Here is an 18,898-nt window from a genome sequence, read left to right on the forward strand (position 1 = left end):
GCCGCCACCGAGGTCCGGCTGCTCGGCGTGTACAACGGCACGGTCCTCTCGCTCTCCGACATCAACCTCGGTTGATGGCTGGGGGCGTGAGCCCAAGCATGGTAAAAGAGGGGGGGCGCCCGCAGGGGCGCCCCCTTTCTCTTTGTGCGGACCTATTCCGGTAAGCGGTGTTCCGGCTCCCGATGGCCTCGATCCAAGATGTCTTTACCCATGCCCAGCAGCGTCATGCCGCCGGGCATTTCGCCGATGCAGCGGCGCTCGCGCGGGAGGTGCTGCGGCTGGCGCCCGATCATGCCGTCACCCGGCACATGCTCGGCACCGCCTTGTGCGCATCCGGCCATGGCGAGGAGGGGCTGGCCCACATTGGCACGGCCATGCTTCTTGATCCGGGCCAGCCGGTCTATGCGGTGAACCTGGCCATCCTGCTCCATTCCCTTGGTCTCAAAGCCGATGCGGCCTTCCATCGCGCCTTGCGGCTGCGGCCGGGCGATGCCCGGTTGCTCGACGGGTTGGGAAGCGGCATGAGCGAGCAGGGCGATAACCCGCAAGCGCTCATTCCCTTGAGGCATCGGCTGGCGCTGGAACCCAATGTGGCAGAGGCCTACCGCAAGGTTGCCATCGTTGCCCAGCGCGCCGGCCGACTGGAGGAGGCGCGGCGGGCTTACCGCCGGGCCTGGCGGCTGGGCGGAGGAGACGGGCTTTTGGTGCGCGAGGCGCTGACCTTGCCGGCCATTCCCCGCTCAGCGACCGAGATCGAGGAAAGCCGCGCCCATTGCGCCGCGGTGCTGCGACAGGCGCGCGAGCACGGCCTGCGCATCGACGACCCGCTGCGCGAGGTCGGCGTCACGTCCTTTTTTCTGTCCTATCATGGGCTCGACAATCGTGCCTTGAACGGCGAGCTGGCTGCCTTGTACCAGGAGGCTTGCCCCTCCTTGCTCTACACCGCCGCGCATTGCCGGGAGTCCGGATGGCCCGGTGCGGCCGAGGACAGGGCCGGTCGGCGGCTCCGCGTCGGCTTCATCTCCGACTATTTCCACAACCACACCATCGGCATGCTGAACGAGGGGCTGATCGAGTGGCTGTCGCGCGAGCGCTTCGAGGTGGTGCTGTTCCTCACGCCAGGGCCGGACGACGACCTGCGGCGCCACCTGCGCACTGTGGCGGACCGCGCGGTCGACATTCCGCGCGATCTCGATGCCGCACGGCGTATCATCGCCGAGGCGCGCCTGGATGTCCTGTACTATACCGACATCGGCATGTCGCCCTTCACCTACTTCCTTGCCTTTGCCCGGCTGGCGCCGCGGCAATGCCTGAGCTGGGGGCATCCGGACACCACCGGCATTCCCACCTTGGACGTCTTCTTGAGCTGCGATGCGATGGAGCCGGAGGATGGCGAGGCTCATTACAGCGAACGCCTGATCCGCTTGCCGGGCCCGACCGTCTGCTACCGGCGCCCGCGGCTGGCCGAACCGCGCAAGACCCGCATCGACTTCGGCCTGGCCACCGAAAGCCGGCTCTACCTCTGTCCGCAGAGCTTGTTCAAGATTCATCCCGCCTATGACGACGCCCTGATCGCCATTCTGCGACGGGACCGTGACGGCATCCTCGTCTTTGTCGATCCGCGCGGCCAAGGCGCTGCGCTGACGCAGCGGCTGGGCGCCAAGGGACCCGATGTGGCCGGCCGCATCCATCTGCTGCCGGGGCTGGGGACCGCGGATTTCATCGCACTGACCGCCGACGCCGATGTCATGCTCGACCCGTTCCATTATAGCGGTGGCAAGACAAGCTTGGAGGCTCTGGCCTTCGGCACGCCGGTGGTGACTTGGCCCGGCGCCTTCATGCGCGGACGCCATACCCTGGGTTTCTACACGCTGATGGGGCTTGACGACTGCGTGGCGAGCGATCCGGCCGATTATGTCGACCGGGCGGTCCGGCTCGGCACCGATCAGCGGCTGCGCGCCCAAGTCCGGCAGCGCATCCTTGAGCGAAGCGCCGTTCTGTTCGACGACGGGGCCTCGATCCGGGCGATCGAGCGCTTTTTTCAGGAGACGCCCTGACTGGAGCGCGGCCAAGCCGTTTGGGGGGATCAGTGCGTGGGCAGCGCCGACAGGCGGTCGGCCATCCGCAGGACGCCCTGGGCCAGCCGGACGATGGCGGGAGAGCCGATGAACAGCTCGCGCAGGGCCGCCCCTTCACCGAAGCGCAGGACAAAGCCGTTCGGGTTGAAGACCACCGCGATCTTGGCCGTCTCCGACAGGACATGCTGGGTGCGGCCCTGGAACACGGCGTCCAGGATCGACCGGGCCAGTTCGCGGGCGTCCTCGACATCCAGGGAGGCTATCGCCGGCCCCAGCCGGCTCTCGTTGAACAGGAAGAGGCCCTCCAACCGCAAGGCGCCTTTGCCGTCCGCCGCTTCGCCTTCATGCAAGGCGATGTGGGACAGGAACTTGCCGTCCGGGAACAGGACGGTGCGGTCGTCCACCTCGATGTTGATGACGAGCTTGCTCCTGGCCGACATGGGACGGGCTTTCTTCGGAAGGCTGTTCCGGACGGGCGAGGCTCCCGGAAAGCGAATTGGGACGGGGGCTCAGGCGACCGACCGGCGTGCCAATTCTGCCTCGACCAGACCGGCGACCACGTGGGTCATGCGGCGTTCGGCACGCCATCCCAGCAGCCGTTCCGCCTTGGCGGAGTTGCCCACGCTGAAGGCGATGTCCGAGGGGCGGAGCAGGTCCGGATTGCCCCTGACATGCCGGCGCCAGTCTAGGCCGAAACAGGAGAAGGCCTGGGCGACGAACTCCTCCAGTCGGTTCGCCTCGCCGGTGGCGATCACGAAATCATGGGGTTCGTCCAGGGCCAGCATACGGGCCATGGCGTCGACATACTCCGGGGCCCAGCCCCAGTCGCGGGCGATCGACAGCGTTCCCAGTTCCAGGACGTCGGTCTTGCCCTCGGCGATGTCGGCGGCCCCGCGGATGATCTTCTGCGTGACGTAACGGGTGGGCCGCAACGGCGATTCATGATTGAACAGGATGCCGGAGCAGGCGAACAGGCCGTAGGCCTCGCGGTAGTTGGCGACCGCCCAGAAGGCGGCGGCCTTGCCGACGCCATAGGGGCTGCGCGGATGGAAGGGGGTGGTCTCGTCCGCCGGCGCCTCGGTGTTGCCGAAACATTCGCTGGAGCAGGCGCTGTAGAAGCGGGTGTCCAGCTTCAGGAAGCGGATCGCTTCCAGAATGTTGATGGTGCTGGAGATGGTGCTGTTCAGCGTCTCGACCGGCTGGTCGAAGGACAGCCCGACCGAGGCCTGGCTGGCGAGATTGTAGATCTCGGCCGGCCGGACACGGGCGATGACCTCGACCACGCTGCGGAAGTCGGTCAGCACGGAGGAATGGAGGATCACCCGGCCGAAGATGCCGAGCTGCCGCAGGTTGGCGAAGCCCGCCATCTCCCGGTCGCGCGAGGTGCCGTGGACCGCATAGCCCTTGTCCAGCAGGAGCTGGGAGAGATAGGCGCCATCCTGGCCCGAAACGCCGAAGATCAGTGCGGTCCTCGGCTCGCTTCGGGTCATTCCTCCAATGGTCATCGGACGGCGCCTACATCGGTTGCTGGGCGGTCACTGGGCGGTCGCGGGTGGCTTGTGTCAGCGGTGATCGTCGCCGTCGGCGAGGAGACGCATGTCGGACTCGACCATCTCCCGGACCAGATCGCGGAAGGCGGTGGTGTGGGTCCAGCCCAGCTTCTCGCGCGCCTTGCTGGGGTCGCCCAGCAACAGGTCGACCTCGGTCGGGCGGAAATAGCGTGGGTCGATGCGGACCACCACCTTGCCGGTCTTCTGGCAGATGCCTTCCTCGTTCACGCCTTCGCCGCGCCATTCGATCCCGCGGCCAATATGGCCGAAGGCCAACTCGACGAACTCGCGCACGCTGTGGGTCTCGCCGGTGGCCAGCACGTAGTCGTCGGCCTCGTCCTGCTGCAGGATGCGCCACATGCCCTCGACATAGTCGCGCGCATGGCCCCAGTCGCGCTTGGCGTCCAGGTTGCCGAGATACAGGCAGTCCTGGCGGCCCTGCTCGATGCTGGCCACCGCGCGGGTGATCTTGCGGGTGACGAAGGTCTCGCCGCGGGTCGGGCCTTCATGGTTGAACAGGATGCCGTTGCTGGCGTGCATCCCATAGGCCTCGCGGTAGTTCACCGTGATCCAGTAGGCGTACAGCTTGGCTGCGGCATAGGGGCTGCGCGGGTAGAAGGGCGTGGTCTCCCGCTGCGGCGTCTCCTGCACCTTGCCGTACAGCTCCGAGGTGGAGGCCTGGTAGAAGCGCGCGCTCTTCTCCAGGCCCAGGATGCGGATCGCCTCCAGAAGACGCAGCGTGCCGATGCCGTCGGCGTTGGCGGTATATTCCGGCGTCTCGAAGCTCACATGCACGTGGCTCTGCGCCGCCAGATTGTAGATCTCGGTCGGCTGCACCTGCTGGACCAGGCGGATCAGGTTGGTGCTGTCCGTCAGGTCGCCGTAATGCATGAAGAAGCTGACATCCTCCTCATGCGGATCCCGGTAGAGATGCTCCACCCGCCCCGTGTTGAAGGACGATGACCGGCGCTTGATGCCGTGGACGATATAGCCCTTCCCCAGCAGAAGCTCGGCAAGATACGCGCCATCCTGGCCGGTGGCGCCGGTGATGAGGGCAACTTTGCGCAAAGGACCGACCCTTGATCTGTACGGCGTTAATGATCGGGCACTATCCTCAAAGGATCCTGGCAAGGCAAGGGGCGTTGCGCCCGATCCCAGATAAGGCACGGGGTCCCGGGGCGCGGCATCCGGTCTCCGGCGGCTCTCCGGCAGCGCCGCGGCGGCGTGATGGAGAAGCCGGGGGGCACGAACGGAGTTGAAGCGCCTATCGCGGAACGATAGGGTGCGCGCCGAACGGGCCGGCCATCCCCGGCGGCCCCGGTCGGGTGCGGCCGTGGAGCCGGGGCCGGAGGTCGCACAGCACGGATTGTCATGGCTACCGTCGCCGAAGCATTGCAGATCGCCGTGGGACTTCAGCGTGCCGACCGCCTGGACGAGGCGCGCGCGCTCTATCTGCGCATTCTGGAGGTCGATCCGCGCAATGCCCATGCCCTGCATCTGCTGGGGCTGATCGAGCGGCGCCAGAACCGCCGGGACAAGGCGCTGGACCTGATCCGGGCCGCTCTCGACGTCGCGCCGGAGATGGCGGACGCCACCTGCAACCTTGGCAGCACCCTGTCCGAACTTGGCCGGATCGATGCCGCCGCCGCGGCGTACCGCCGGGCGATCCAGTTGGATCCGTCGCTGGAAGGGGCGCATCAGGCGCTTGCCTCGCTGCTGGGCGGGCGTGGCGGGCCGCGCGACTGGGCGACGGCCGCTGTGGCCTATCGGCGCGCATTGCGGCTGAACCCCCAGCGTCCCGAAAGCTATCATGACCTCGGAATCGCGCTGCGGCAGAATGGAGCGGTGGAAGAGGCGCAGGCAAGCCAGCGAAACGCGCTCGCCCTGCATCCGGGCTTTGCCAGTGCCTATGCGAAGCTTGGAAACATCCAGCTTGAGTTGGGCGATCCTTCCGGCGCCTTGATCTCCTTCCGCCGCTCACTCACCCTTGAGCCGGGGCAGGGGGGGACACTCTACAACCAGGGCAATGCCCAGCATGCCGCTGGCTTGGCCGATGAGGCGGTCGACAGCTATGCCGGCGCGGCGCGGGCCGGCGTCACTCTGGCGTTGACCCGGCTGGCCGACGTGCTGACCGGCCTCGGCCGGCTGGCCGAGGCGGAGCAGGTGCTGCGGCTGGCGCTGATCCGGCCGGGCAGCGACGTTCCCGGTGCCATCGACATGCTGTCGGCCCTGCTGGCGCGCCAGGGGCGGCATGAGGAGGCCCGGCGCTTCTTCGCCGACTACCGCTATCCGCATGCCGCCGATCCCGGCATGTTCCGCATCGAATGCCTGACCGCGGTCGCCGAGAACTGGCTGGCCGCCGGCGAGACCGACCGCGCGGTGGAGGTGCTGGCCGGGGTTCATGGCCATGGCAGCCGCTTCTTCACCGTGAAGTCGATCGCCGGGCTGCAGCAGTCCCTGGCCCGGCAGGGCCGTCGGCTGGAGCGTCCGGCCAACCCCGACCCGTCCCAGCCGCGCATCTGCTCGTCCACGCTGGCGACCCATGGCCGCTTCGCCCACAACGCCCTGGAATATGTGCTGCTGCGGCTCTATGCCGAGACGTACGGCTACCGGCTGGAGACGCCGGACTGGGTCGGCGGCCATTACTTCGATCTCGACGATCCCAGGCCCGGCGGCGGGCTGAAGCCGATGCATTTCGGCCGGCGCATCCTGAACGACCTGGTGACCGGGCGGCGCGACGACCCGCGTCCCGGCGTCGACATCCTCTCGCCGCTGTTCCTGTTCGACTATCGCGAGGAGTGGCGCGAGCGGGTGCAGTCCTGGCTGCGGCCCCGGCCCGACTGGCTGCCTTATGTCGATCCGGTGATGCAGGCGTTGAAGGCGCGCGGCAACACGGTGGTGGCCCTGCACATCCGTCGCGGCGACTTCGTCTGGTTCCGCTACACCATCACCGAGACCTCCTGGTACGTCGACTGGCTGAAGGCGCTGTGGCCGACGCTGGACCGGCCGGTGCTGTACATCGCCACCGACGACCCGGCGACCATCGGCGACTTCGCGGAGTTCGCGCCGGTTTCGCTCGACGATCTGGCGAAGGACGGGGCGGTGGAGCCGTGGAAGGGGCTGGAGTTCCTGCAGGATTTCCACGTGCTGATGAACGCCGACGTGCTGGGCGTCAGCGCCCAGAGCGGTTACAGCCAGCTGGCGGCCCTGCTGAACCGCAACGCCCGCCTGTTCGTCGAACCGGATGCGGCGGCGCAGCGGATCCGGCCCTATTCCCCCTGGACGAGTTCGTCCGGCACCCCTTAAGACCACCACCATCACGATCAATGCGACGCCCTCACAAGGGCGGGAGGGCAGCCCCATGGATCTCGCGACCAAGGAATTCTACGACGACTTCTGGCCCCGTTTCGTGCCGATCTACGACGAGACCAAGAAGTACATGCTGGAGACGCTGACCGAGCGGCAGATCGGACGGGCGCTGGATGCCGGCTGCGGCCACGGCATCTGCTCCGTCATCCTGTCGGAAATGGCGGAGCAGGTGGTGTCGGTCGACGTCTCGTCGGACAGCCTCGCCACCGCCCGCCAGCAGGCCCAGCGCTTCGGCCGCGACAACATCGAGTTCCACCACCAGGATCTCCAGGAACTGGATACCGGCCTCGGTCCGTTCGATCTGGTCTGGTGCTGGGGGGTCGCGATGATGGCGCCCGACCCGATGAAGGTCATGCGCAACCTGATGGCCGTCACCAAGCCGGGCGGCACCGTCTATCTTGGCCTCTACCTGAAGACCTGGCTGTCGCCGGTGCATGAGGGCGTGCGCCATTTCTGCCGCGCCTACATGGACACGCCGGCCCGGCGCAAGCTGGTCGGCGGCTTTTTCACCGGCCTGACCAAGGTCGCCTGCGCGCTGAAGGGGCAGGAGATCAACCGCCGCGCCGACAACGTGTCGATCCAGGCCCAGGTCGAGGACTGGTACTATCCGCCCTACAAGACCTTCTATTCGATCGAGGAGATCGTCGCGCTGTTCGAGCGCAACGGCTTCAAGGCGGAATGCATCCAGGACCGGCTGGGCCGGATGAAGAGCGCCACGATCTTCGTGATCCGGGCGACGAAGAATGGCTGAGACGGCGGCGGGACAGGAAAGCCGCATCGCTCCCCCCGACTGGGAGGAACTGGGCCGGCTGCTGTCCCGCGGCTACATCGACAGCGGCTTCATCGGCGGCGTCACCCGCGTGCCGGTGAAGGACGTCGTGCGCGACATGCTGTCGGAGGCGCGCGCCGACGAACAGGTGGCGGAACTGCGGCGCACGGCCGCGGCCGCCGGCGTCGATGCCGACAAGGCCCGCATCCTGGAGGTCGGGTCCGGCTGCGGCATGACCGTGGTGCGCGGGCGCACGGCGCACGGGCTGGACATCCACGGCATCGAGCCCAGCATGGGCGAATACAGCTCCACGCTCGACGTCTGCCGCCGGCTGATCGACCATTACGGCCTGCCGGCGGACGCGGTGCGCGACGCCACCGGCGAGGCGATCCCCTTTCCGGACGCCAGCTTCGACATCGTCTATTCCTCCAACGTGCTGGAGCATGTCGGCGATCCGGCGGCGGTGCTGGACGAGGCGCTGCGCGTGCTGAAGCCGGGCGGGCTGCTGCTGATCGTCGTGCCGAATTACGGTTCCTGGTGGGAGGGGCACTACGGCATCCTGTGGCTGCCGCGGATGCCGGCCGGGCTGGCGAAGCTCTATGTCCGGCTGTTCGGCCGCGACCCATCCTATGTCGACACCCTCAACCTGATCGACCGCCCCTGGTTCGACCGCTGGCTCCGCCGCCACCCCGGCCGGCTGGAGGTGCTGGACTGGGGCTGGAGCGTCTTCGAGCAGCGGCTGCGCACGCTGGGCTTCGGCGACTGGGCGGCGCTGTCGGTCGCCAAGCGCATCGTCACCTTCGTCCACCGCTCCGGCCTGCTGGAGCCGGCGATCTGGCTCGCCCGGCGCCTGCATTGGGAAACCCCGATCATCTTCGTGGCGCGCAAGCGGCCGGACTGACCGCCCCCTTCGCCGCCCCGTTCGCTGCCGCCCCGGTCAGAAACCCGTCCGGTACAGGGCGATCAGCGACTTCCATTCCAGTGCCCGGTTCTCCCAGCGGTAATTGGCGCCGATCGCCTGCCGCTGGTGCCGGAGCGACGCCTGGAGGTCCGCTCCGTCGCCGTCGCTCCACTGCCCGATCTTGGCGACCAGGGCGTCGGTGAAGGCCTTTTCGAAATCTTCCCCGCCTTCCCCGTAGGGAACCATGGTGGCGAAGCCGGCCGCGCTTTCCGGCAGCGCGCCGCGGTCCGTGCAGACGAGGCTGCAGCCGGCGGCGAGCGCCTCGATGGGGGCGATGCCGGAGGTCTCTTCGAAGGCGGTGGGGTAGGCGACGACGGCGGTGTCCAGCAGCCGCTCGGTCAGGCGGGCATGGGAAAGCGGGCCGCGATAGTCGACGCCTTCCATCGTCATGCCGCTGAGCAGGCGGTGGATCGGGTCGTCGGCCTGCGCGACGCCGTAGATCGACTGCCCGGAATAGACGGCCAGCGTTGCGGCCGGGCATTCCGCCCGCACCGCCGGCCACAGCTTCAGCAGGGTTTCCAGACCGCGCGTCGGCGCCGAGACATAGGCCACCTCCAGCGCCGCCCGCTTGGTCGCGAACAGCCCCGCCTCGTCGTCACGCCGCCGCAGGACGAAGGGGTTGCAGGCGTTGCGGATCACATGGCACCGCTCCGCCGGAATGGTGTCCCTGAACTTCTCCAGGAAGATCCGCTTCTGCCATTCGCTGACGAACACGATGCCGTCGGCCGAGCGCGCGTGGTCGGTGTCCAGATAGTGGGCCAGGCACTTCAGGTCGTGGAACCACACGTCGTGCTGGATGTGGACCCACAGGAAGACGGGCACGGAGGGGAGAAAGCGCTTCAACGCCGTCACGTTGTCGGCGTTGTTGCTGACGATGACCGCGTCGGTCCCGGTCAGGTCCCCGGCGGTGATCTTGGTGCAGTCGACGATCCTGACCCCGCTGCGGCGCGCATCCTGGCCGCCGCCGATGGCAAGCACGACCCCATGCCCCTCGGCGGCGAGGCAGTCGGACAGGTAGATCAGCGACGAGGCGATCCCACCCATTCCTTCCGTTTCGCTGTAGGCATCGCTCGCCTTCGTCAGGCGGGAGTCGATGAGGAGGAGCTTCATGGGTCGAAACGCCTTTCAGGAGAGGCAGGTGAGGGGGGCCGACTGCCGCCGGACGGCGGTTATAGGACGTGCGCGGGCCTGTTTCATAGACTCTCTGCCAGCTTCAAGGGATCGGCCGGGTGTCGAGCACCACCTGCGGGAACGGGCACAGGAGACTGCGGGAGACGATGCCGCCCTGATGGCAGGGTATGTCGTGCAACTCCTGCAAAAGGGCAGCTCCGGTGATGTGCATCACTTGGATGCGGCGTGGCAGCGGGCCGGGAGAGACGAATGCCCCCCTGTCCCTGTCCCAACTGGGCGCGATCGCGCTGCAGACCCAGTTGTATTCGGGCGGCAGACGGGCGGCGGTCAGGGCACGGCTGTAGAGAAGTTGGTTCAGCGCGGCCTGATCGCAGTTCAGGACTTGCGAGCGCACGATCGCCGTGCCCATTTCCTCGCGCCACAGCCCCCACAGCGGGCTGCTGGCGCGGGCGGCGAACACGCCGGCATTATGCACCGGCAGCATGCTAAGCCTGTGCCCGGTCTCCGGCCCATAGACCAGCCCATAGATGTGCCGGTGCCGGGTGCGGGGAAGGCTGTCGGCATCGTACAGATAGTCGCTGAGGTGATGCAGTTCCGGGACGATCGCGATATCGGCGGTGTCGGCCGCTGCGACGAAGGGGGTCAGCGCCTTGCCGGACTGGATCCAGGTGTCTGCATCCATCCAGAAATAATGATCGTAGCCAGGGAAAAAATCCGGCAGGAATGGCCGCGCTGTCAGGCATTTGACACGTTGAGGCAAAGATTTTGCGAGATCTCCTTCAATGAAGGAAAATCCCCACCCGATCTCAACGGTCGGGACATGAATACTTTCTAGCTTCTTCTTCTGATCGTAATTTAGCCCTGCATCGATTACATAGCAATCTATGTTACGGGTTTCTTCAAAGAACTTAATAGATCTTAGGAAACTCCAAAGTATATTAAAATATTTCTCGTCAGCTCCCGTGATAATTGCAACCTTGCCCATATGTGATCCTGATGTTCTGTCGCAGCCGCTGCAGGCCGGATTTGGGATGATGGACGGTTCCCCATGCCGATCCTGCCCTGGGCCATGGGACGATGCTGAGCATCGAATGCAGAGGCTACTTTTGCCATGGCCCCGCTGCGCATGGAAGAGCGGCAAAGTGCCGTCGACGGTCGGTGTTCATTTGTTTCCAACGATGGAGGGCATGCTCCACGTCCCTGACGTTTCCTCCGGTGCTGTTCCCCAGGTGCGGCCTATGTCCGAACCAAGAGCCCGGAACGGAGTTCCGGATCACGACTTCGACAGGGGAGTTTCCTTGCCGCTGCGGACTTGACTGGCTTGAAGGATAAATGCTTATGCTGCCCATGGTTCCACGGCAGCCGCCTGATCTTTCCGCAACGACCTGCTTCGGCCTTTTAGAAAGGAAAGCGTGCTTGAATATTGTTGACACTTTCATGATGGGTGACGCGGATGAAGTGGAGCTTCTTCTGGTCAAGCTTCATCTTGAAAAGAGATTTGTAAGTTCTTGGGTTATTGTCGAGCACGCCTATAATTTTCGCCAGAAGCCGAAGGGGCTTTTTCTGAGACGCATCCTTGATAGCGATCCGAGGTTTTCTGATTTTCTCGATAAGATAATCCTTATCGAGATGAAGGAACCATTCAAGGATATCTCCTTGGATTACAGACCTGCGTGGATGCTTGACGATGAAGCTGTCATGTTCTCACGAGAATATCAGCAAAGGCAAAGTGGTTTTTCCTATATTTCCGAACATTTTCCGGAAGATACATGGGTCATAGTCACTGATGTTGATGAATCCGTTGACTTCTCTTCTGATATCCGTGCGCAGATCCTGATCAATTGCCTTCAGCAGATTGGTGGAAAGCCTTTCAACGTGCCGCGCATCCGGCATTGGTATGATTTCGACAACCGCAGCAATGGTGACTTCCATGTGCCGTTTCAAACCATCAAGTATATCAAGGAAAGCGGGAGGCCGCTTTCTCTTCTGAGGAGCCGTGGGCATAACTTTGGAATTCAAAGGGATGTAGATATCTGTTTCGAATACTCATTCTGCTTCGGAAAATCGGCCATATACCAGAAGCTGCAAAGTTTTTCGCACACCGGATTCGAAAACTATATCGATGTCGCCATCGAATGCAATCATTGGCTTTACAGACCTGCCGACGGAGATGCGGAGACTTATCTGTGCTCCAATCCCACTCTAAGGCTTTTTGAGAAAATCATACCGATGCGGCATAATTCTCCGCAATATGTGCGTGAGAACATCGACCGTCTTAGAACCGGAAACGTACCGGTCAATTACCGGGAAAATCGGCGGGCACGTTATCCCAGGCTGGCCGCACTTTACCCTTTCCAGTAACGAGCGAGAAAACCCGCTCCCAAAGGCTTCGGGTGGTCGATGCGACAGCGCCTTCAGTTCACTGCTCATGACCAGTTCAAGACCCTTCTGAGGCAATGCATCCAGGAACTGTTGCACAATCCTGCCGATGCCAATCAGTGGTTCATCATCGCCCAGGCCTGCGATGGCATCAAGAATGACCGGCAGGCGCTGCGCTTTCTGCAGCGGGCGATGGTGCTCAATCCAAACCATCCTATGCTGATGAGGTTCGCTGGAACGCTCTCCAAGCGCCTCAACCTGCTGAATGATGCGGAAGCCTACTACAAGCAGGTGCAGCGGTTCCTTCCCGGTGATGCGGAGGTCGAAGCCGAACTGGCCGATATCGAAAGCCGTCAGCGCATTCTCGCCACCCCCCTTGCCGTGACGGTCGGGCAAAATGGTGCGCAGCGCCACCCGATCAGCGTTAACCTGCTTTACAAGTGGAGGGATCAGTCCTGGTTGCGGCAGACCCCAGGGGCTCGGGGGGAGTGGGGAAGCCATCGCTTCGTCGCGAACCAGGATGGAGGGCGGTCGGACTGGGTGGTGGTCTTCGAAGACCTGGACATGCCGAGAGCGGTGACCTGCCGTCAGGGGAATCTGGTCCTTGCGACTGGTGAACCGCCGTCCATTTCCCGATACAGCCAGGCATTCATTGAACAGTTCGACCTGATCGTCACGCCGCACGCCGGCATGCCGCATCCACGCGTCCTGACATCCCAAATTCCCTTGCCCTGGCATGTTGGCCTGTCCGGAAACGAGCCATGGCCGGGAGCGGGGCCAATCGATTACGATTTCCTGGCGTCCCTGACCGGTATGGAAAAGGCGTTCGCCGTGTCCGCCGTTGTTTCGGACAAGACCTTCACCGAAGGACATCGGGCGCGGGTGGAATTTCTGACGAAGCTGCAGTCTCTGATGGGGGATAGTCTTCACCTGTACGGGAGAGGATATTGTGAAATTCCTGACAAGTGGTCAGCAATTTCTCCATACAAATTCCACTTGTGCCTGGAAAATTTCCAGAACGATGGATATTGGACGGAAAAGCTCTCCGATGCCTACCTTGGGTGGTCCATCCCGATTTATCACGGATGCAGGAAGGTAAACGAGATGTTCGATCCGCATACCCTGTGCGGGATCGACATTCATGATCCTGAAGGGGCCTACCGGAAGATCGTGGACTTCATGGAAAGGCACCGGCATTCGGATGTCGGTCCCCTGTTGGGACGTCAGCGTGCCGCGATCCTGAATGGACATAATATGTTCAATCGCTTGGCAGAGGTTTGCGCCGATGCTACGGGAAGCCTCTGGCGCCAAGTGACGCTGTATCCCCAGTCCGCCTTTTCCGATCGCCGTTGAGGGCGTTTGCGCCGCTTCCCTGGGCTGGAAGGTGGAAGAAACGTTTAAAGGCAATCGTCCGGCTGCACTGACCAAGACCGGCGCGGTTCACGTCCATGACGCAGGCCTGGGGCCAAGGGCTTCAATTGACCCGGAAAATTGGCCTGTGCTATGCCGCTGATGCAAAAGGAGCGCTCTTCCCAAGCATCCAGCGCATATGGCTTGCTTGTGCCATGCGCAAGCAAGGGCGTCCGCTTTCCCCTGTTCTTTCCCGGTCAAGGCCACGCCATGGGACATGTCACCGATCGCGCCATCGAACTGTACAAGGCCGGGCGCCGGGACGAGGCGCTGTCCCTGGTCGAGCAGGTGCTGCGCGAGGATCCCGTCGACCGCGACGCCTTGAGCCTGGCGGGCGCCATCCTCTACCAGTCGGACCGGCTGGACGAGGCGGAGCGGATGCTGCATCGGCTGATTGCCGGCCATCCGCTGTTCGCGCAGGGGCGCATCAATCTGGCGACGGCGATGCTGGCGCGCGGAGCCAGGCGGGAGGCCCTCGGCCATCTGCGCGTCGCCTGCCTGCTGACGCCCGGCGATCCCGATGCGCACGGCCGTCTCGGCAACCTGCTGCACGGGGCCGGCGATTACGTGGCGGCCACGCGCCACATGACCCATGCCGCCCGGCTGTGCCCCACCGATCCCGACCGGCAGGTCCTGCTGGCGGTGGCCCTGCTGTCGCACTGCGACCATGCCGGGGCGGTGGGGGTGCTGACCCCCGTCCTGGCCCGGCATCCCGGCCATACCGATGCCCGCACCCATCTGGCCGCGGCCTGGCTGTCGCTCGGCCGTCCGGATCTGGCGGAAGAGACCCTGCTGGCGGCGGGAGGCGCCCCGTCCGGCGACACCCCTCCATCGGGTGGCAAGCCGCCGACCGTCCAGGGGATTGCGCAGGGCGATCCCACACTGTCCCGCGCCCGGCTCTACCGCCAAGTCGCCGCCGATGCCCAGCGGCCCCACACGCCGGAGGGGCTGCTGGTCCGCGCCCCCTTCTCCGTGCTGTCCGGCTATGGCGACTTCGCCCAGCATTTCGTGCGCAGCCTGATGGAATGCGGGACGACCCTGCGGCTGGCCGGGCTGATGGGGGAGGAAAGCTGGCGCCCGGCCTTCACCGACCCGATCCTGCAGGCCGCCGCCCGGCGCCTCGGCGATCCGGTGCGGGCGCGGCTGGCGCTCAGCGTGCTGACCCCGCCGCTGGTGGAGCCGGTCCCCGGCCTGCCGACGGTCAACTACACCATGTTCGAGGGGCCGCGCATCCCGGACTCCTGGGCCGTCTGCAATCGGGCCCACGAGATGGTCGTCGTGCCGACCGACTCCTCGCGCCTGGCCTGGATCGCCGCCGGCCATCCCGAAGACCGCATCCGCGTCTGCCCGCCCGGCATCGCCCCCCATCCGGCCGATGCGGCGGCGCAGCCGCTGCCCATCGTCGGTCCCGGCGGACGCAGCGTGATGGATTACCGGGTGCGGGTTCTCAACATCTCCGACTTCGTCGCGCGCAAGAATCTCGCCGGGCTGCTGCGGGTCTGGCTGCGCGGCACCCGTGCCGGCGACGATGCGATCCTGATCCTGAAGGTGGGAAAGGGCGGGTCGTCCCTCATGGGCGAGATGCGCCGTCTGGTCGAGGAGGGCATGCGTGCCACCGGCCGGCGGCTGGATGAGGCGGCTCCCATCGCCCTGCTGACCGACCGCTACGACGATGCGGGAATTGCCGGCCTCTATGCCGTGGCCACCCACTATCTCAGCCTGTCGCATGGCGAGGGCTGGGACCTGCCGATCACCCGCGCCGGCTGCCTGGGGGCCGGGCTGATTGCGCCCCGGCACAGCGCCTACACCGCCTATCTGAACGACCGGGTCGCCCACCTGATCCCTTGCACCACCGGCCCGGCGCTGATGCCGTACAGCAGCGCCTATTACCAGCCCTTCCATGGGCTGGACTGGTGGCATCCGGACGAGGACGCCGCGGCCGACATCCTGTCCCGCGTCATCCGCGACCCGGAAGGGGAGCGCCGCGACGCCGCCCGTCATCTGATGGACAATTTCACCTGGGACGCCGCCGCCCGCCGTCTGCTCGACGCTCTCGACGGGGTGTAGAGTGCGATCGGTTCAAGCGGAATCGCTTGAAGCGTGAATCACACGGAAAACCAAAAGCTTAGAGTTTGTCTGGTGCTTCAATAAGCATCAGACAAACTCTAATCCTCCAGCACGAAGCGGCGGCCATGCAGGGCGATGCGGGGGCGGAGCCCCTCCTGCTCGACGCTGCGCAAGGCCCGGATGCGGCGTTCCATTTCTTCCGCACCGATGTCGGAGGGCAGGGTGCGGAGGTCGTCCAGCGCCTTGGCCGTGCAGCGGCGGCTGTGGTCCCAGGCAAGCTCCGTGCGGGGCAGAGGCCGGTCGGTCGCCGCCAGCTGGGGCGCCAGTATCACGAACAGATGGACCAGCGCGGTATGGGCCTGGTCGATCAGCCAGACCGGGTCGGGATCGGCGGGCAGGGCGAAGTTGAGCGCGCCGACGATCGGGCCGGCATCCACCCGCTCCACCATTTCGTGGGCGGTGACCCCATACTGCGCCACCCCGTCATAGAGTGCGAAGGCGAAGGGGTGGCGGCCGGGATAGGCGGGTGGGGCCGGGTGGAAATTGTAGGAGGGGCCCGAAACCCGCCGCAGCAGCTCCGCCGGCACCACGCAGTTGGTCCGGAAGGCGACGAGGCGGTCGATTTGCCCACGGTCCGCCATCGCGGCTTCCAGCTGGGGGCGGTCGGCGACCGTCACGACGGTCAGGTCGTGGTTGGCTCCGGCGAGGATGGCGGCAAGATGGCGCGCATCCCCCGGTTGGGCCAACAGGATCAGGGTGGCGGGCATGGCCGGGCCTCCTCCCTCGAAAATCCTGGCGAAAGCCCCGGCTTCACTGCGTGGCGTCGACGAACGCCTCGGCGAAGGCGCGCCAGCTGCGCTCGGTGCGGATGAAGGCCTTGGCGCGCGCGGCGCGCGCCTTGGCCGCAGCGCGGTCGGCGTAGAGCCGCTCCAGCGCCTCCACCAGCTCGTCGACCGAGGATTCGCCCCAGCCGAAGCGGCTGCCGTCGCGGTCGGCGACCGGAACCTGACGGTCCAGCGTCAGGCACAGGTCGTCGCCCTGGGTCGGGCTCTTCAGCAGGTCGCGGTGGCCGGTGTTGTTGGACAGAACCACCGGAACGCCGCAGGCCATCGCCTCCATGGCGACGAGGTTGGTCGCCCCCTCGCAGCGGTTGGGGAAGACGGCGGCATGGCAGTCGGCGAGGATCCCGGCGATCTGGTGGCGGCCGAGGAAGCCCAGATCGACGAAGCCCTCCTCGTCGGCGCCGTTCTCCATCGCCCAGCTCTTCACGTCGATCATGTTGTTGGGCAGGACCCGCGGCGGCTTCGGCGCCAGCGGCGATTCCGCCATCGTCATGCCGACTTCCGGCCAGGCGTTCTGCCAGGCGGTGACCAGCAGCGCGTCGGGATGGCGCTGACGGAAGGCGCGGAAGGCGGCCAGCACGATGTCCTGGCCCTTGCGGAACTCCAGCTTGCCGCCGGAAAAGACGACGAAGCGGTCGCCGAAGCGGCCGCTTGGCTCGGCCTCCACCATCTCGGTCGGGTCGATGCCCTGGAAGGCGAGGCCGACATTGTCGAAGCCCCAGATCTCCAGAAGCTGCCTGTTGTAGGTGGAATGCACGACGATGCGGTCGTACTGGCGGGCGCGGGCCATCACCTCGGGCGTGAAGCGGGTCTCCTCATAGGCGATGACGCCGATGTTGCGCCGGCCGCGGAAGCGCGTCGACGGACCGCCTGCGGTGAAGCCGTTGCCCAGCGCGTGCAGGACGTCGAACTCCTTCAGCAGCAGCATGTGGCCCTTGGCGTTGTCGGCCATGGCGGCGACCTGTTGGTAGGGGGCTTCCAACGGCTGCAGCTTTTCGCGGTTTTCCGGGCGCAGGGTGCCCATCAGCGGCTTTTCCAGCAGCAGCGGCGGCCGCCCGGCATCGGCGAGGTAGAGGGCGGTGTGGACACCCACCAGTCCCCAACCGTGGACCTCCGTGAGCTGCCAGGTGAAAGCCAAGTTCGGAATCATGATGGAAACCCCAATTCTGGGTGCAGGTCCGCCAGCCCAGGCGGGCGCCCAGACGGGCGCCGAGCGGCGGGAAGATCCCGCGCCGGGGCGGCGCTTGTCAAGCCGAGCGGAGCGGACTGGATTCCCCGCCTGCCCGATGCTACGACAGCGGCGGCTTTCCATAGCGGGATGGTGCTCAAGGTGCGGACGGAATCGCTTTTCTCCCTGGAGGGCAAACGGGTCTGGGTGGCCGGGCATCGCGGCATGGCGGGCGCCGCCGTCGTCCGCCGGCTGGAGCGCGAACCCTGCGACCTGCTCACCGTCGGGCGCGACCGCGTCGACCTGCGCCGCCAGTCGCAGGTCGAGGACTGGATGGCCGAAGCGAAGCCGGACGTGGTCTTCGTCGCCGCCGCCACCGTCGGCGGCATCCTCGCCAACTCCACCCGGCCGGCCGAGTTCCTCTACGACAATCTGGCGATCGAGACCAACATCATCCACGGCGCCTACCGGACGGCCGTGAAGAAGCTGGTCTTCCTGGGATCCTCCTGCATCTACCCGCGGCTGGCCGAGCAGCCGATGCGCGAGGACGCCCTGCTGACCGGCCCGCTGGAGCCGACCAACGAGTGGTATGCCATCGCCAAGATCGCCGGCATCAAGATGTGTCAGGCCTACCGGCGCCAGTATGGCTGCGACTTCATCTCGGCGATGCCGACCAACCTCTACGGCCTGAACGACAATTTCGACCTGCAGGGCGGGCATGTCGCCGCAGCATTGCTGGCCAAGATCCACCGGGCCAAGGTGGAGGGGCTGCCCTTCGTCGAGCTGTGGGGCACCGGGGCGCCCAGGCGCGAGTTCCTGTTTGCCGACGATCTGGCCGATGGCCTGGTCTTCCTGGCCCAGCATTATTCGGGCGAGCCGCACGTCAATGTCGGCACTGGAAGCGAGGTGTCGATCCGCGAGCTGGCCGAGCTGATCCGCGATGTCGTCGGCTATGAGGGCGAGTTCCGCTACGACACCTCCAAGCCGGACGGCAGCCCGCGCAAGCTGATGGACGTCAGCCGGATGAGCGGGATGGGCTGGACCGCGCCCACGTCCTTGCGCGACGGCTTCGCCACCACCTACCGCTGGTTCCTGGAGACTGTCGACCGCGGCGGCCTGCGGGGGGTGTGACCCCCCGGGCGGCGAAGCCTGCCGCGGCCCTCTCCTCTTTTGC

The 18,898-nt window shown here is 65.7% G+C and carries 15 protein-coding genes; 8 read left to right on the forward strand and 7 right to left on the reverse strand.

Annotated elements, in window-relative coordinates:
* Window positions 1-182 precede the first annotated feature (182 nt).
* On the forward strand, window positions 183-2,057 hold the full coding sequence (locus CRT60_RS00620) for an O-linked N-acetylglucosamine transferase, SPINDLY family protein (protein ID WP_098734525.1): 1,875 nt from the start codon (window positions 183-185) through the stop codon (window positions 2,055-2,057).
* A gap of 29 nt (window positions 2,058-2,086) precedes the next feature.
* Here the strand turns inward: CRT60_RS00620 and CRT60_RS00625 are convergent, their stop codons facing one another.
* The 3 genes from CRT60_RS00625 to gmd form a co-directional block, all read right to left on the reverse strand.
* Window positions 2,087-2,518: a hypothetical protein gene (locus CRT60_RS00625; protein WP_098734526.1), complete on the reverse strand. Its 432-nt coding sequence runs from the start codon at window positions 2,516-2,518 to the stop codon at window positions 2,087-2,089.
* Window positions 2,519-2,587: 69 nt separating this feature from the next.
* Window positions 2,588-3,583, reverse strand: coding sequence for a GDP-mannose 4,6-dehydratase (locus CRT60_RS00630; RefSeq protein WP_098734527.1), 996 nt, complete (start codon window positions 3,581-3,583; stop codon window positions 2,588-2,590).
* A gap of 57 nt (window positions 3,584-3,640) precedes the next feature.
* Window positions 3,641-4,696: a GDP-mannose 4,6-dehydratase gene (gmd, locus tag CRT60_RS00635; protein ID WP_098734528.1), complete on the reverse strand. Its 1,056-nt coding sequence runs from the start codon at window positions 4,694-4,696 to the stop codon at window positions 3,641-3,643.
* Window positions 4,697-4,999: 303 nt separating this feature from the next.
* On the opposite strand from gmd, the gene CRT60_RS00640 reads away from it, so the two are divergent.
* From CRT60_RS00640 to CRT60_RS00650, 3 genes are read left to right on the forward strand one after another with little or no spacing between them, the layout of a single operon-like run.
* Window positions 5,000-6,934, forward strand: a complete 1,935-nt coding sequence (locus tag CRT60_RS00640) for a tetratricopeptide repeat protein (protein WP_098734529.1) — start codon at window positions 5,000-5,002, stop codon at window positions 6,932-6,934.
* 55 nt (window positions 6,935-6,989) lie between these two features.
* Window positions 6,990-7,748 carry a class I SAM-dependent methyltransferase gene (locus tag CRT60_RS00645; protein ID WP_098734530.1) on the forward strand — a complete coding sequence of 253 codons (759 nt, stop codon included), beginning with the start codon at window positions 6,990-6,992 and terminating at the stop codon, window positions 7,746-7,748.
* Window positions 7,741-8,667, forward strand: a complete 927-nt coding sequence (locus CRT60_RS00650) for a class I SAM-dependent methyltransferase (protein ID WP_098734531.1) — start codon at window positions 7,741-7,743, stop codon at window positions 8,665-8,667. The genes CRT60_RS00645 and CRT60_RS00650 overlap by 8 nt, the downstream gene beginning before the upstream one ends.
* A gap of 36 nt (window positions 8,668-8,703) precedes the next feature.
* On the opposite strand, the gene CRT60_RS00655 is transcribed toward CRT60_RS00650, so the two are convergent.
* Together CRT60_RS00655 and CRT60_RS00660 are read right to left on the reverse strand one after the other, a co-directional pair.
* Window positions 8,704-9,837 carry a glycosyltransferase family 4 protein gene (locus tag CRT60_RS00655; RefSeq protein ID WP_098734532.1) on the reverse strand — a complete coding sequence of 378 codons (1,134 nt, stop codon included), beginning with the start codon at window positions 9,835-9,837 and terminating at the stop codon, window positions 8,704-8,706.
* A 103-nt stretch (window positions 9,838-9,940) separates the two neighbouring features.
* Window positions 9,941-10,843, reverse strand: a complete 903-nt coding sequence (locus tag CRT60_RS00660) for a hypothetical protein (protein WP_143272945.1) — start codon at window positions 10,841-10,843, stop codon at window positions 9,941-9,943.
* A 353-nt stretch (window positions 10,844-11,196) separates the two neighbouring features.
* Between CRT60_RS00660 and CRT60_RS35360 the strand changes: the two genes are divergently transcribed.
* The 3 genes from CRT60_RS35360 (at window position 11,197) to CRT60_RS00670 (ending at window position 15,714) form a co-directional block, all read left to right on the forward strand.
* Window positions 11,197-12,219: a hypothetical protein gene (locus tag CRT60_RS35360; protein WP_143272947.1), complete on the forward strand. Its 1,023-nt coding sequence runs from the start codon at window positions 11,197-11,199 to the stop codon at window positions 12,217-12,219.
* 39 nt (window positions 12,220-12,258) lie between these two features.
* A complete protein-coding gene (locus CRT60_RS00665; RefSeq protein WP_098734534.1) occupies window positions 12,259-13,590 on the forward strand; it encodes a glycosyltransferase family 10 domain-containing protein in 1,332 nt (443 codons plus the stop codon).
* 267 nt (window positions 13,591-13,857) lie between these two features.
* Window positions 13,858-15,714, forward strand: coding sequence for a tetratricopeptide repeat protein (locus CRT60_RS00670; RefSeq protein WP_098734535.1), 1,857 nt, complete (start codon window positions 13,858-13,860; stop codon window positions 15,712-15,714).
* A 98-nt stretch (window positions 15,715-15,812) separates the two neighbouring features.
* On the opposite strand, the gene CRT60_RS00675 is transcribed toward CRT60_RS00670, so the two are convergent.
* Window positions 15,813-16,481 carry a formyltransferase family protein gene (locus tag CRT60_RS00675; RefSeq protein ID WP_098734536.1) on the reverse strand — a complete coding sequence of 223 codons (669 nt, stop codon included), beginning with the start codon at window positions 16,479-16,481 and terminating at the stop codon, window positions 15,813-15,815.
* A 43-nt stretch (window positions 16,482-16,524) separates the two neighbouring features.
* Window positions 16,525-17,649, reverse strand: a complete 1,125-nt coding sequence (locus CRT60_RS00680; protein ID WP_244592193.1) for a glycosyltransferase family 4 protein — start codon at window positions 17,647-17,649, stop codon at window positions 16,525-16,527.
* Window positions 17,650-17,886: 237 nt separating this feature from the next.
* On the opposite strand from CRT60_RS00680, the gene fcl reads away from it, so the two are divergent.
* Window positions 17,887-18,855: a GDP-L-fucose synthase gene (fcl, locus tag CRT60_RS00685; protein ID WP_280177182.1), complete on the forward strand. Its 969-nt coding sequence runs from the start codon at window positions 17,887-17,889 to the stop codon at window positions 18,853-18,855.
* The last annotated feature ends 43 nt before the right edge of the window (window positions 18,856-18,898 follow it).

It is taken from the genome of Azospirillum palustre, from assembly GCF_002573965.1.
In the GTDB taxonomy this organism is placed as follows: domain Bacteria; phylum Pseudomonadota; class Alphaproteobacteria; order Azospirillales; family Azospirillaceae; genus Azospirillum; species Azospirillum palustre.

Bases quoted from the DNA above. Each gene is read 5' to 3' on its own strand.
- CRT60_RS00620 (WP_098734525.1), top strand. From the start codon at position 183: ATGGCCTCGATCCAAGATGTCTTTACCCATGCCCAGCAGCGTCATGCC.
- CRT60_RS00625 (WP_098734526.1), bottom strand. From the start codon at position 2,518: ATGTCGGCCAGGAGCAAGCTCGTCATCAACATCGAGGTGGACGACCGC.
- CRT60_RS00630 (WP_098734527.1), bottom strand. From the start codon at position 3,583: ATGACCATTGGAGGAATGACCCGAAGCGAGCCGAGGACCGCACTGATC.
- CRT60_RS00640 (WP_098734529.1), top strand. From the start codon at position 5,000: ATGGCTACCGTCGCCGAAGCATTGCAGATCGCCGTGGGACTTCAGCGT.
- CRT60_RS00645 (WP_098734530.1), top strand. From the start codon at position 6,990: ATGGATCTCGCGACCAAGGAATTCTACGACGACTTCTGGCCCCGTTTC.
- CRT60_RS00650 (WP_098734531.1), top strand. From the start codon at position 7,741: ATGGCTGAGACGGCGGCGGGACAGGAAAGCCGCATCGCTCCCCCCGAC.
- CRT60_RS00655 (WP_098734532.1), bottom strand. From the start codon at position 9,837: ATGAAGCTCCTCCTCATCGACTCCCGCCTGACGAAGGCGAGCGATGCC.
- CRT60_RS00660 (WP_143272945.1), bottom strand. From the start codon at position 10,843: ATGGGCAAGGTTGCAATTATCACGGGAGCTGACGAGAAATATTTTAAT.
- CRT60_RS35360 (WP_143272947.1), top strand. From the start codon at position 11,197: ATGCTGCCCATGGTTCCACGGCAGCCGCCTGATCTTTCCGCAACGACC.
- CRT60_RS00665 (WP_098734534.1), top strand. From the start codon at position 12,259: ATGCGACAGCGCCTTCAGTTCACTGCTCATGACCAGTTCAAGACCCTT.
- CRT60_RS00670 (WP_098734535.1), top strand. From the start codon at position 13,858: ATGGGACATGTCACCGATCGCGCCATCGAACTGTACAAGGCCGGGCGC.
- CRT60_RS00675 (WP_098734536.1), bottom strand. From the start codon at position 16,481: ATGCCCGCCACCCTGATCCTGTTGGCCCAACCGGGGGATGCGCGCCAT.